The sequence below is a fragment of the Massilia sp. BGA-UO-ETr-WB1 genome (genome assembly GCF_059567845.1).
Map to the genome: position 1 here is coordinate 458296 of NZ_JCAQOT010000021.1, position 12953 is coordinate 471248.

13 protein-coding genes are annotated in these 12953 nt (G+C 67.2%); 2 read left to right on the forward strand and 11 right to left on the reverse strand.

Features of this window, described 5'->3' with window-relative positions; genetic code table 11:
• Positions 1 to 16 precede the first annotated feature (16 nt).
• The 11 genes from AC56DV_RS06765 to AC56DV_RS06815 all read right to left on the reverse strand — a co-directional run bounded on the left by AC56DV_RS06765 (position 17) and on the right by AC56DV_RS06815 (position 12142).
• Complete coding sequence (locus AC56DV_RS06765) at positions 17 to 1537, reverse strand: alpha/beta hydrolase family protein (RefSeq protein ID WP_496313527.1); 1521 nt, start codon at positions 1535 to 1537, stop codon at positions 17 to 19.
• 42 nt (positions 1538 to 1579) lie between these two features.
• Positions 1580 to 3160 (reverse strand): alpha/beta hydrolase family protein, encoded by a 1581-nt coding sequence (locus AC56DV_RS06770; protein ID WP_496313528.1) that lies wholly within the window; start codon positions 3158 to 3160, stop codon positions 1580 to 1582.
• A gap of 56 nt (positions 3161 to 3216) precedes the next feature.
• Complete coding sequence (locus AC56DV_RS06775; RefSeq protein ID WP_496313834.1) at positions 3217 to 4371, reverse strand: L-threonylcarbamoyladenylate synthase; 1155 nt, start codon at positions 4369 to 4371, stop codon at positions 3217 to 3219.
• On the reverse strand, positions 4365 to 5597 hold the full coding sequence (locus AC56DV_RS06780; RefSeq protein WP_496313529.1) for a 5-(carboxyamino)imidazole ribonucleotide synthase: 1233 nt from the start codon (positions 5595 to 5597) through the stop codon (positions 4365 to 4367). Before AC56DV_RS06780 ends, AC56DV_RS06775 begins: the two co-directional genes overlap by 7 nt.
• A 16-nt stretch (positions 5598 to 5613) precedes the next feature.
• The gene (gene purE, locus AC56DV_RS06785; RefSeq protein ID WP_496313530.1) at positions 5614 to 6132 is read right to left on the reverse strand and encodes a 5-(carboxyamino)imidazole ribonucleotide mutase; all 519 of its coding nucleotides are present in this window, start codon (positions 6130 to 6132) and stop codon (positions 5614 to 5616) included.
• A gap of 2 nt (positions 6133 to 6134) precedes the next feature.
• Positions 6135 to 7028, reverse strand: a complete 894-nt coding sequence (locus tag AC56DV_RS06790; protein ID WP_496313531.1) for a phosphoribosylaminoimidazolesuccinocarboxamide synthase — start codon at positions 7026 to 7028, stop codon at positions 6135 to 6137.
• Between the two features lie 105 nt (positions 7029 to 7133).
• Entirely contained in the window at positions 7134 to 8198 is a 1065-nt protein-coding gene (fba, locus tag AC56DV_RS06795) for a class II fructose-bisphosphate aldolase (protein WP_496313532.1), read from the reverse strand.
• Between the two features lie 50 nt (positions 8199 to 8248).
• The gene (pyk, locus tag AC56DV_RS06800; RefSeq protein WP_496313533.1) at positions 8249 to 9697 is read right to left on the reverse strand and encodes a pyruvate kinase; all 1449 of its coding nucleotides are present in this window, start codon (positions 9695 to 9697) and stop codon (positions 8249 to 8251) included.
• Positions 9698 to 9759: 62 nt separating this feature from the next.
• Positions 9760 to 10974 carry a phosphoglycerate kinase gene (locus AC56DV_RS06805; protein ID WP_496313534.1) on the reverse strand — a complete coding sequence of 405 codons (1215 nt, stop codon included), beginning with the start codon at positions 10972 to 10974 and terminating at the stop codon, positions 9760 to 9762.
• A gap of 63 nt (positions 10975 to 11037) precedes the next feature.
• Entirely contained in the window at positions 11038 to 11370 is a 333-nt protein-coding gene (locus AC56DV_RS06810; RefSeq protein ID WP_496313535.1) for an AzlD domain-containing protein, read from the reverse strand.
• Complete coding sequence (locus AC56DV_RS06815; protein WP_496313536.1) at positions 11363 to 12142, reverse strand: AzlC family ABC transporter permease; 780 nt, start codon at positions 12140 to 12142, stop codon at positions 11363 to 11365. Before AC56DV_RS06815 ends, AC56DV_RS06810 begins: the two co-directional genes overlap by 8 nt.
• 152 nt (positions 12143 to 12294) lie before the next feature.
• Between AC56DV_RS06815 and AC56DV_RS06820 the strand changes: the two genes are divergently transcribed.
• Both AC56DV_RS06820 and AC56DV_RS06825 read left to right on the forward strand, forming a co-directional pair.
• Positions 12295 to 12492, forward strand: a complete 198-nt coding sequence (locus tag AC56DV_RS06820; RefSeq protein WP_496313537.1) for a zinc-finger domain-containing protein — start codon at positions 12295 to 12297, stop codon at positions 12490 to 12492.
• 25 nt (positions 12493 to 12517) lie between these two features.
• Positions 12518 to 12937, forward strand: a complete 420-nt coding sequence (locus AC56DV_RS06825; protein ID WP_496313538.1) for a YybH family protein — start codon at positions 12518 to 12520, stop codon at positions 12935 to 12937.
• Positions 12938 to 12953 lie beyond the last annotated feature (16 nt).

A 12953-nucleotide genomic window follows, 5' to 3' on the forward strand; every position in this document is an offset into this window, starting at 1 on the left:
CCCACGCCGGCCCAACTCAGCGGGCGCGGAAAAAGTCGCGTGCCGCGCGCAGGCAGAACGGCGCCGCCAGTCCGGCGTGGTAGGCGTCGCGCACGGCCGCGTCGCAGGAGCCGCCGCTCACGGCGGCATTGGCGCGCAGCGCCGTTTTGGCGGCGAGGAAGCCCAGCTTGGGCTGGGAATAGTCGTCGCCGAACAGCGACGGGGTGGAATCGACGTTCACCACGTGCAGCGTGCCGCTCGGGTTGTGGGCGCGGAAATAGTCGGCCGCCGCGCTGGTGTTGTAGTAGGGAACGATGGGGTCGGCGTCGCCGCCGCACAGCAGCAGCGGCGCGGCCGGGGCGTAGCTGCGCAGGTCGTTTTTCTGCAGCCACAGGCGCAGCGGATGCTGCGGCGCGCAGGCGGGCGCATTGGCGGCGCCGGCATCCCCGCAGGGGCGCAGCCGCATGTCGGCGGTGTAGCTGTCGCGGTAGCTGCTGCGGATCAGGTTGCCGTTGTTGAAGTAGTCCTTGCTGCCGCCCGCCTGCGGCATGGAGTCCAGCGCGAACAGCGCGCTGGCGGGCAGCTTGCCCTGCCCGGCCAGGTCGCCCAGGCTGACCGTGCCCGGCAGGATGTCCTCGATGCCGGCGGCGTACGGCGCTTCGTATATGTCGCCGGGGCTGGCGTACAGGCGCGCGCCGGCGTGCTGGCCGGCGTTGACCAGCATGGGCAGGAAGGCGGTGGCGCCGTGCGTGGGCGCGCCGCCGAACATGGCGTCGCCGAATTTGAGCAGCGCGTAGGGGCCGGACAGGCCGGCGGCGGCCGTCACGCTGAACTCCGCGGCGTGGCGCGTCTGCATGGCGCGCTGGGTGGCGAGCGCCACGTAGCCGCCCTGCGAATAACCGGTGACGTAAAGCCGGGCCGAGGCGCTGGCGCCGAGCCGGCTGAACGCGGCGCGCGCGGCGCGCAGGCCGTCCACCATGTCGGCCGATTGCTGTTCCGCGTCCAGGTAAGCGTGGTAGCCCAGCGTGGAGCCGGCGTAGCCCGCGTAGTTGGGGGCGACCACGATGTAGCCCTGGGCGGCGAAGATGGCGGCGATCAGGCGCGCTTCGGTGCCGTCCAGCTTGCTCATATCGTAGGACTTCAGCGGCGAGGTGCCGTGCGCGTACAGCAGCACCGGGCGCGGGCCGCTGCAGGAGGGATCCGCGCCGGAGGGCAGCATGACGGCGGCGCCCGCTTCGGTGTCTTCGCCGGCCGAACCGATGGTGTGGTAGCGCACGGTGTAGGTGCTGACGGCGCACAGCGGCGTGCTGGTGATGCTGCTGGCGCCGCTTTGCGCGCTGTCCAGCAGCTGCTTGAGCGCCTGCGCATCGTAGACGGAGACGGCGGCCGGGGAACCGGCCAGGCTGCCGCGCAGCGAGGCCGGAGGCGGCGGCGGTGCGACCACCACGGGGCTGGTGCCGCCGCCGGTGCCGCCGCTGCCGGTGCCCGTACCGCCGCCGCCGCAAGCGGCCAGTGCCAGCCCCAATGCCGAAAATATAACAAACTTCCGATAAAACATCCCCAACTCCGCCGATTTCTACGTCAAATCAGCATAGCAGAGTCAGGGCATTGCAGACTGGAAAAAGCTGCGCGCGGACATCAGGCAGAACTGCGCGGCGAGGCGGCTGTGGTATCGATCGGACACTGCCTTGACAGGATCGTTACCCTTTTTGACAGCATCGGCAATCATCGTGTCGCGTTCGCGCGCGAACGCTTGTTTGAACTGCAGATAGGGATCGTCCGCCAGCGGCGTTTCCAGGTCCACCAGCAGCGGCGCCGCGCCATGCGCGGTGAAATAGGCGTGGGTGGCGGCGGCGTTGGCGAAGGGCACCACCGGGTCCTTGCCGGCGCCGCACAGCATCAGCGGCGAGGACGGCGTGTAGGTGCGCAGGTCGTTCTTCTGCATCCATTTGCGCAGGTTGTGCTTCGGCGTGCACGCCAGCGGCTGGGCCGGATCGCGCTCGCAAGGGTTGCTGGCCATGTCCTGCAGGTAGGCGTTGCGGTAGCTGGTGCGCACCAGGTTGCTGTCCGCGAAAAAGGCGGAGGCGTCGGCCGCCTGCGGCTGCGAATCGCGCGCGAACAGGGCGCCGCCCTTGGGCAGTTTGCCTTTGCTGACCAGGTCGGCCAGCCGCACCTTGTTGGGCAGCAGGTTTTCGATGCCGCTGGCGTAGCGCGCCTCGTACAGGTCCTCCGGCGCGGCGTACAGGGCGGCGCCGGCGCGCTGGCCGGAAGTGGTGAGCAGCGGCAGGTAGGAGGTGATGCCGGTGTTGGGGTGGCCGCTGAAGATGCTGTCGGCCATTTTCACCAGCGCATAGGGGCCGGACAGCGCGGCGGTGGCGGTGACGGTGAACTCGCCGGCGTGGTGCAGCTGGATGGCGCGCTGCGTGGCGAGCGCGACGAAGCCGCCCTGCGAGTAGCCGGTGAGGAAGAGCTGGGCCGACGGCCTGGCGCCCAGCACGGCGTAGGCGGTGCGCGCGGCGCGCAGGGCGTCCACCATGTCGCCGGCTTGCTGCTCGGCGTTCAGGTAGGGATGGTAAGGCAGGCTGGAGTTGCCGTAGCCGGCGTAGTCGGGCGCCACCACGATGTAGCCCTGGGCGGCGAACATGGAGGCGATCAGGCGCGCTTCGCCGTTCAGGCGGGCCATGCTGAAGGTCTTGTCGAGCACGGTGCCGTGGGCGTACAGCAGCACCGGGCGGGGACCGCTGCAGTGCGGGTCGGCGCCGGAGGGCAGCATGATGACGCCGCCGGCGTCGGCCGGCTCGCCCTGCCCGCCCACGGTCTGGTAGCGCATGCTGTGGATGGCGATGGTGCAGCGCGGCTCGCCGGTGACTCCCAGCAGGCCGTCGCGCCGTTTCAGCAGCGTGCGCAGCAGCGCGGGTTCAAGCTTGTCGACGGTGTCGGTAACGAGGTCGATGGGGACCACGGTGGGGCCGGCCAGCAGCGTGCCGCGCGGAGGCGCTGGCTGCACGGAACTGGCGGAAGGCGGCGCGGTCTTGTGGGCCGGCGGCGGAGGCGGAGCAGAGGCGGCGCCCGGCTTGGGCATGCTGACAGGCGCCAGCGGCGGAGACGCGTCCTGGGCCGGCGATGCAGCAGGGGCGGCGGCAACGACAGCAGCCAGCCAGGCATACAAGGTTCGGGTCATGACGACCTCCTCTTCTTGTTATGCGCGCCGGACCGCTCCGGCGTGGTTCCCTTTCACTATTGCAGGAACGTCTCAACAATACCAGAAGATCCGAAGGCTGCGCGCCGCAATCGGTCGTTGACGCCGAGCCAGGCATCGTTCTGTGGCGGCGTTTCAACCAGGATCAATTCGGCGCCGGTCTGGTCCATGGCGCGCAGCGCGGCGTACAGGCCGAAGGCGTAGCCGGCGGCGTCGGCCGGCATATGCTGGTGCGGCTGCTGCGGTCCGTTCTGCGCTTGCGGCAGGGCCGAGTAGTGGATGACGGCGGCTTTGCGGCCCTTGGCTGCCAGCCTGGCCAGCGTGTCCGGCAGCGCGGCGCTGTCGGCCAGTGCGACCGGGGCTTTGGGGGCGTAGTGCGACTCCAGCGTGCCGGAGGCGCGCGGGGCGGTCTGGTCCGGCAGGTTGGGCATCACGCCGATGACGTCCGCAATGTCCTGCGCGCCGATGTGGCCGGGGCGCAGCAGCACCGGGCCGTGCGTGGCCAGGCGCGACAGGTCGAGGATGGTGGATTCGATGCCGACCTGGCTGGAACCGCCGTCCAGCACGGCGAGGCGCAGCGCGGCAGCAGTTGTGGCAGCGGCGGGGGCGCCGCCGCCGGCGTCGGCCGGATCGGCCATGCGGGCGGTGATGGCTGCCGCATAGGCGTGGGCGGCCGCTTCGGCAGCCTCCGTTTCATCCAGCACCATGGCGCCGAACTCGTCGCGCACGTGCTGCGCGGTGGTGGGGCTGACGTTGCCGAACTTGTTGGCCGACGGCGCGGCCACGCCGCCCTTGCCGCCCTTGAAGGCGCTCAGCAAGGCGATCGCCACCGGGTGCGACGGGCAGCGCATGCCCACCGTGTCCTGGCCGCCGGAGACAGCGTCGGGAATGTGGGCGTTGCGCTTGAGGATCATGGTCAGCGGGCCGGGCCAGAAGGCCTTGGCCAGCTGGTACGCTTCGGCCGGGATGTCGCTGCACCAGTAGCCGATGTCGGCGCCCGGCGCAATGTGCACGATGACGGGATGGTCCTGCGGCCGGCCCTTGGCGGCGTAGATGGCCGCCACCGCCTGCGGGTTTTCGGCGTCCGCACCGAGGCCGTACACGGTCTCGGTGGGGAAAGCCACCAGCTTGCCCGCTTCCAGCAGGACGGCGGCCGCGCGGATGGCGGCCAGGTCGAGCGCTGCGCTCACGATGGGATACCCAGGATGGCGCAGGCGGCGTCCAGCTGCCGCTGCGCTTCGGCCAGCGTCGGCGCGACGAAGGTCAGGTGGCCCATCTTGCGCGCGCGGCGCGGATCGTCCTTGCCGTACAGGTGCAGGTTGGCGCCCGGCAGGGCCAGCACCTGGTCCCATGCCGGTTCGCGCGTGGCGTCGGTATCGTCGGTGAACCACGCGTCGCCCAGGATGTTGAGCATGACGGCCGGCGAATGCTGGCGCACGTCGCCCAGCGGCAGCCGCGCCATCGCGCGCACCTGCTGCGCGAACTGGCTGGTGACGCAGGCGTCCATGGTGTAGTGCCCGCTGTTGTGCGGGCGCGGCGCCATTTCGTTGACCACCAGCGAACCGTCTTCCAGCACGAAGAACTCGATGCACAGCACGCCCACGTAGCCCAATTCGGCCACGATGGCTTGCGCCGCAGCCTGCGCCTTTTTCGCGCAGTCGGCCGACACGTTCGGGCCCGGCACGGTGGTGGTGAACAGGATGCCGTCGCGGTGCACGTTTTCGGCGATCGGGTAGACCACCGACTGGCCGTCCGCGCCGCGCGCGGTCAGCACCGATACTTCGTAGGCCAGCGGCAGCATTTTCTCCAGCAGGCAGGCGACCCGGCCCATGGATTCAAACGCGGCGCGCACGTCCTCGCGGGAGCGCACGCGCACCTGGCCTTTGCCGTCGTAGCCCATGCGCACGGTTTTCAGGATGCCCGGCAGCAGCTCGTCGCCGATGGCGTCGATGTCCTCCTGCGAGGCGATCACCTTGTGCGGCGCCGGCTGCACGCCGGACTTGGCCGCGCAGTCGACGAAGAAGCGTTTTTCCGCGATGCGGTCCTGCGCCACCGACACGCCATGCGCGTCCGGCGCCACGAACACGTGCTGCGCCAGGCGCGACAGGCTGTCGGCCGGCACGTTCTCGAACTCGGTGGTGACGGCGAAGCACTGCGCGGCCAGCACGTCCAGGCCGGCGCCGTCGCTGTAGCCGGCGTTGATCAGGCGCTGCGCAACCTGCCCTGCCGGGCAGTCGTCGGAAGGTTCCAGCACGGCGACCTGGTAGCCCATGCTTTGCGCGGCTTGCGCGAACATGCGGCCCAGCTGGCCGCCGCCCATGACGCCCAGCCAGGCTTGCGGATTGGCGGTGGGCAGGAACGGGGCCGGCTGGGTTGCAGGCTGGCGGGCAGCCTGCGGTGAAGACTTGGAATTACTCATTATTCAAGCGCATTATTCAAGCGGCAAAATCGTGAAGCGGCAAGGTCATGGCCTGGGCCACGCCGGTCTGCTGGACGCGGAACGCTTCCAGCTTTTCGGCCAGCGCGTCGTCGGTGGCGGCGATCATGGCCACCGCCGTCAGCGCGGCGTTGGCGGCGCCCGCTTCGCCGATGGCGAAGGTGGCCACCGGCACGCCCTTGGGCATCTGCACGATGGACAGCAGCGAGTCCTCGCCGCGCAGGTACTTGGACGGCACCGGCACGCCCAGCACCGGCACGATGGTCATCGCGGCCACCATGCCAGGCAGGTGGGCCGCGCCGCCGGCGCCGGCGATGATGGCGCGCAGGCCGCGCGCGCGCGCACTCTTGGCGTACGCATACATCTCGTCCGGCATGCGGTGCGCGGAAATCACCTGCGCTTCGAACGGCACGCCGAACTGCTTCAGGATCGAGACCGCGTTCTGCATCACGTCCCAGTCCGAGGACGAGCCCATGATGACGCCGACCACCGGCTGTTGGTTCTGAGGATCGGCCATGCTTATACCTTCAGCTTCTCGCCGGTCAGGCGTTCGATGGCTTCGAAATACTTGGCCTGGGTCTTGTCGATCACGTCGGCCGGCAGCGCGGGCGCCGGTGCGGTTTTGCCCCAGGTCAGGGTTTCCAGGTAGTCGCGCACGAACTGCTTGTCGAACGACGGCGGCGACATGCCAGGCGCGTACGAGTCGGCAGGCCAGAAGCGCGACGAGTCGGCCGTCAGCACTTCGTCCATCAGGTGCATCACGCCGTTTTCGTCCAGGCCGAATTCGAACTTGGTGTCGGCGATGATGATGCCCTTGGTGGCGGCGTATTCGGCGGCGGCCTTGTACAGCGCGATGCTGGTGTCGCGCATCTTGGCGGCCAGTTCGGCGCCGATGCGGCTTTCCATTTCGGCAAAGCTGATGTTTTCGTCATGCTCGCCCAGGTCCGCCTTGGCGGCCGGGGTGAACAGCGGCTCGGGCAGCTTTTCAGCCTGTTTCAGGCCGGCCGGCAGGGCGATGCCGCAGATGCTGCCGGTGTCCTGGTAGTCCTTCCAGCCGGAGCCGATGATGTAGCCGCGCACCACCGCTTCCACCATGATGGGCTTGAGGCGCTTGGCCACCACGGCGCGGCCCTTTACCTGCTCCACTTCGTCCGGCGCCACCACCGATTCCGGCGCCACGCCGGTCAGGTGGTTCGGCACGATATGGCCCAGTTTCTCGAACCAGAAATCGCTCATCTGGTTCAGGACCATGCCCTTGCCGGGTATCGGTTCGTTCATGACGACGTCGAAAGCCGACAGGCGGTCGGTGGTGACGATCAGGATCTTGTCGTCGCCGACAGCGTAGTTATCGCGGACTTTGCCGTGGCCGAGCAGTGGCAGGGACTTGATGGAGGATTGGTAAAGGCTGTTCATAGCGGGGGGATGATGTGATAAAGCGAAACCGGCGCGCTGGTCTGCGTGCCCGCCGGTCAAGAAAATCGGGCCGGGGAAAGATCCCGGCCCGTTCCAGACAGAATTTTACTTCACAATCTGCGCCAGGGCGCCGGCCTTGTAACGCTCGGCCATTTTTTCCAGCGGCAGCGGCTTGATCTTGCCGGCCTGGCCTTCGCAGCCGAACGACAGCAGGCGGGCCTTGACGATCTCTTCGGCGGCGGCGCGGGCCGGCTTCAGGTAGTCGCGCGGGTCGAACTTGGACGGGTTCTCGAACAGGTATTTGCGGATCGCGGCGGTCATGGCCAGGCGGATGTCGGTGTCGATGTTGATCTTGCGCACGCCGTGACGGATGCCTTCCTGGATCTCTTCGACAGGAACGCCGTAGGTTTCCTTCATGTCGCCGCCGAATTCGCGGATGATGGCCAGCAGTTCCTGCGGCACCGACGACGAGCCGTGCATCACCAGGTGGGTGTTCGGGATGCGGGCGTGGATTTCCTTGATGCGGTCGATGGCCAGGATGTCGCCGGTCGGCTTGCGGGTGAACTTGTAGGCGCCGTGCGAGGTGCCGATGGCGATGGCCAGCGCGTCGCACTGGGTGCGCTGCACGAAGTCGGCGGCCTGGGCCACGTCGGTCAGCAGCTGTTCGCGGGTCATGGTGCCGTCGGCGCCGTGGCCGTCTTCCTTGTCGCCCTTCATGGTTTCCAGCGAACCGAGCACGCCCAGTTCGGCTTCCACCGTCACGCCGATGGCGTGCGAGAACTTGACCACTTCGCGCGACACTTCCACGTTGTAGTCGTAGGAGGCCACCGATTTGCCGTCCGCTTCCAGCGAACCGTCCATCATCACCGAGGTGAAGCCGGAGCGGATCGCGGCCATGCAGACCGCCGGCGACTGGCCGTGGTCCTGGTGCATCACGACCGGGATGTGCGGGTAGGCTTCGACGGCGGCGTCGATCAGGTGGCGCAGGAAGGCTTCGCCTGCATATTTGCGGGCGCCGGCCGACGCTTGCATGATGACCGGGCTGTTCAGGGCATCGGCGGCAGCCATGATGGCTTGCACCTGCTCCAGGTTGTTGACGTTGAAGGCTGGGATGCCATAGCCGTTTTCGGCGGCATGGTCCAGCAGCTGACGCATGGATACGAGGGACATGGTATTACTCCAAACAATAAAAAAAACGGTACGGGATCTGGGCCGGGTTCTTAGTGGAACTCGCCCACCTTCACAATCTTCAATGCGTTGGTGCCGCCCACCTGGCCCATCGGCTCGCCCCAGGTGACCACGATCATGTCGCCCTTCTTGACGATGCCGTATTCCACCAGCAGGTCCTCGGCCTGTTTCAGCACCACGGCGCTCTCGGCGCCCTGCGCCAGCTGGTAGGCGCGCACGTTGCGGTACAGCGAGGCCTTGCGGGCGGTGGTCACGCTCGGGGTGAGCGCGAAAATCGGGGTGTCGATGCTGTGGCGGCTCATCCACAGCGCGGTGGAGCCGGACTCGGTCAGCGCCACGATGGCCTTCACGCGCAGGTGGTGCGCGGTGAACAGCGCGCCGTAGGCGATGGACTGGTCGATGCGGGTGAAACGGACGTTGAGGAAGTCGGCGTCCAGCTTGTTGTATTCGGATTGCTCGGCCTCGACGCAGATCGCGGCCATCATTTCCACGGTCTCGATCGGGTATTTGCCGGAGGCCGTTTCGGCCGAGGTCATGACGGCGTCGGTGCCGTCCAGCACGGCGTTGGCCACGTCGGACACTTCGGCCCGGGTCGGCACGGCGTTGACGATCATGGACTCCATCATCTGGGTCGCGGTGATGGCCAGCTTGTTCGATTCGCGCGCCATCTTGATCATGCGCTTTTGCAGCGCCGGCACGGCGGCGTTGCCCACTTCCACGGCCAGGTCGCCGCGCGCCACCATGATGCCGTCGGACGCGTCCAGGATCTCCTGCAGCGCCGGAATGGCTTCGGCGCGCTCGATCTTGGCGATCATCATCGGCTTGTGGCGGTACGGCTCGCCGGCGATATTGGCCAGCTGGCGCGCCATCGCCATGTCGGTGGCGTTTTTCGGGAAGGAAATGGCCAGGTAGTCGCACTGGAAGCTCATCGCGGTCTTGATGTCTTCCATGTCCTTGGCGGTCAGGGCCGGCGCGGTCAGGCCGCCGCCGTGGCGGTTGATGCCCTTGTTGTTGGACAGCTCGCCGCCGATTTTCACGGTGGTGTGGATCTCGCTGCCGCTGATGCGGTCTACCACCAGCACGATCAGGCCGTCGTTCAGCAGCAGCACGTCGGCCGGGCGCACGTCGGTCGGCAGCGCCTTGTAGTCCAGGCCCACGCGCTCCTGGTTGCCCAGTTCGCCGTTCTCGCCCCACTTGGCGTCGAGGATGAACTTGTCGCCGTTGGCCAGTTCGATCCTGCCGTTTTCAAACTTGCCGATGCGGATTTTCGGTCCCTGCATGTCCGCCATGATCGCCACCTCGCGGCCGCACTCGGCGGCGGCCTTGCGCACCAGCGCGGCGCGGTCGATATGGTCCTGCGCCTTGCCGTGCGAGAAGTTCAAGCGCACGACATCGACGCCGGCCCGTATCATTTTGACCAGGATGCCGAAGTCGGTGGAAGCGGGGCCGATGGTGGCGACGATTTTGGTACCACGGGACATAGAGTTCCTTAGCGAAGAGAGACGCGGCGCACAAGCCCCCGCGCGGGCGGGGGCCGGGGGGATTACTTGTTGAAACGCTGGGTCAGGATTTCCACCGCAGGCAGGGTCTTGCCTTCCAGGAACTCCAGGAAGGCGCCGCCACCGGTCGAGATATAACCAATTTTATCGGTAATGTCATATTTTGCAATCGCCGCCAGCGTATCGCCGCCGCCGGCGATCGAATATGCCTTGGAGCCGGCGATGGCCAGCGCCAGCGTCTTGGTGCCTTCGCCGAACTGGTCGAACTCGAACACGCCGACCGGGCCGTTCCACACCACGGTGCCGGCGGCGGCGATCTTGTCGGCCAGCAGCTTGGCGGTTTTCGGGCCGATGTCCAGGATCATGTCGTCGTCCGCCACGTCGGCCACGTCCTTGATGGTGGCCGCCGCCGTCGGCGAGAATTCCTTGGCGCACACCACGTCCACCGGGATCGGCACTTCGGCGCCGCGCGCGGCCATGATGTCGATGATGGCCTTGGCTTCGGCCACCAGGTCGTTCTCCACCAGCGACTTGCCGATGTTCAGGCCGACCGCCTTCATGAAGGTGTTGGCGATGCCGCCGCCGACGATCAGGCCGTCCACTTTCTCGGACAAGGCTTTCAGGATCGACAGCTTGGACGATACTTTCGAGCCGGCCACGATGGCCAGCAGCGGACGGGCCGGGGCGCCCAGCGCCTTGCCCAGCGCGTCCAGTTCGGCCGCCAGCAGCGGGCCGGCGGCAGCCACCGGCGCGAACTTGGCGATGCCGTGGGTGGAAGCCTCGGCGCGGTGCGCGGTGCCGAACGCGTCGTTCACGTAGACGTCGCACAGGGCGGCCATCTTCTGCGCCAGGTCATCGGCGTTCTTCTTTTCGCCCTTGTTCACGCGCACGTTTTCCAGCAGTACCACCTGGCCGGCCTGCAGGCCTTCCAGGCCGGCGCCGTCCACCCAGTTCTGCTTCAGTTCGACCGGCTGGCCGAGCAGCTCGGACAGGCGCTTGGCGACCGGCGCCAGGCTGTCTTCCGGCTTGAACTCGCCCTCGGTGGGACGGCCCAGGTGCGAGGTGACCATGACCTTGGCGCCGGCGGCAACGGCGGCGCGGATGGCCGGCACGGAGGCGCGGATGCGGGTATCTTCGGTAATGTTGCCGGCGTCATCTTGCGGCACGTTCAAGTCGGCGCGGATGAACACGCGCTTGCCTTGCAGCGCATTTTGGTCGATCAGATCTTGCAGACGAATGAAGTTCAGAACAGCTTGCATGGCTACCCAAAGGACGAAGGTTGGAAAGACCGCTATTCTACCGCAACGCCGGGCCCGAATCCCTTAGAAGATATGCAACAGTCTCAGGGTAGTGAAGAAGAGCATGCCGAAAACGATGGTTTCCAGCATGTTACGGCGCACCACGTAAAACGCGATGGAGACGGCGCCGGCCACCAGTTTCAGGTTGTCCAAACCGATATGAACCTGGCCGCCCGGGGTCAGCACCAGGTCGGGCGCGACGATGGCCGCCAGCGCGCACGCGGGCGCATAGCGCAGCATGTCGTTGACCCGTTTCGGGATGGTGATGTGGTGGCCCACCAGCCAGAACGAGGCGCGCGTGGCGGCCGTGGCGACGGCCAGCGCCACGATGGTGAGCCAGATTTCCCAGTCAGCCATGGCGGCTCCCCTTCTTGCGCGCGCGCTTTTCGATCAGTTCCTCGGCGGCCATGGCGCTCAGCATGCCGATGATGACGGCCGCCAGCAGGCCCAGCTTGTACGGCAGGCCGGCGCCGGCCACCGCCACCGCGCCGGCCACCACCACGCCGCACACGGCGGGCCGGCTGGCCGTCAGCGGCACCATGATGCAGATGATGGCCAAGGTGCCGGCAAAGCCCAGGCCCCACTCGGCCGGCACCGCGCTGCCCAGGAACACGCCGGCGATGGAGCCGATCTGCCAGGCCGCCCAGTTGGGGTACATCAGGCCTTTTAAATAGGACACTTTGCCGCGCACCGGCTCGGCGCTCGGGTATTTTTGCAGGAACAGCGCGGCGGTCATGTCGCCGGAGCAATAGCCGAGCACGAAACGCTGCCGCCACGGCAGGCCGGCGAAATGCGGCGCCAGGATGACGGAAAAGATCACGAAACGCAGGTTGACGGCGAAGGCGGTCAGGAAGATGACCCAGATCGGCGCGCCGGCCGCGATCAGCGGCAGGGAAGCCAGCTGGGCCGAGCCGGCGAACACCATCAAGGTCATGCCCAGCGCCTGCGGCACCGTGAGGCCGCTCTTGACCATGGCCACGCCCACCACCAGGCCCCAGGCGCCGATGCCGAACAAGGTCGGAATGCCGGTGCGCAGCCCTTCGCGCCAGGCGGCTTCGTCGTGCAGGGCAACATTGGTGTCGGCAGCGGCGGAATGGGCTGGCGCGGGGGCGGGCGTGGCTTCGTTCATGTGGTTTTCCTGCCACGCGCGCCTCGTTTCAGTGGAAGCGAACGGCATCGGCCGGTACTGTAGATCAGGCGCTATTCTACCGATGATTCTTGGAATTGCGCGAATCCGTTAAAATCGGTGTTTTCAGCCTAAGTTTCACGGAGATAGCCAAGATGACCCAAGCCACCCAAGCCGCTGCAGTTGAGCTCGACGGAAAAGACCTGCCGGCCCATTGCCCGAACCCAGCCATGCCGCTGTGGTCCTCGCACCCGCGCGTATTCCTGGAGTTCAACCAAGACGGCGTGGCCAAGTGCCCGTACTGCGGCACCGCGTACCGCCTGAAGCCAGGCGCCGTGGTACCTCATCACTAATATCCACACCCGCCCGGAGGCTGGCATGTCAAAAAAGCAACTAAACGGTAGCGCAAGCGAAGTTGAAGCTGCCTTTTACGATGCGTTGAACCGGGCCGACGTGGAAGCGCTGATGGCCCTGTGGGCCGACGACGAGGAAATCGCCTGCATCCATCCGGGCGGTCCGCGCCTGGTGGGGCACCGCGCGATCCGCGAATCGTGGGCCATCATCCTCGAGCACGGCGGCCTGCACATCCGGCCGGCGGTGCTGCACGAGACGCACAACCTGATGAGTTCCATCCACTCCGTGGTGGAAGGCACCACCGCCGCCACCGGCGAGCCGGCCCACCTGGTGGCCAGCAACGTCTACATCAAGACGCCCAAGGGCTGGCGCATCGTGCTGCGCCATGTGTCCGTGGCGCCCGGCCCCATCCCGGTGGACAACCCGCAGCAGGTGCTGCATTAACGTCGCCGAAGCCGGT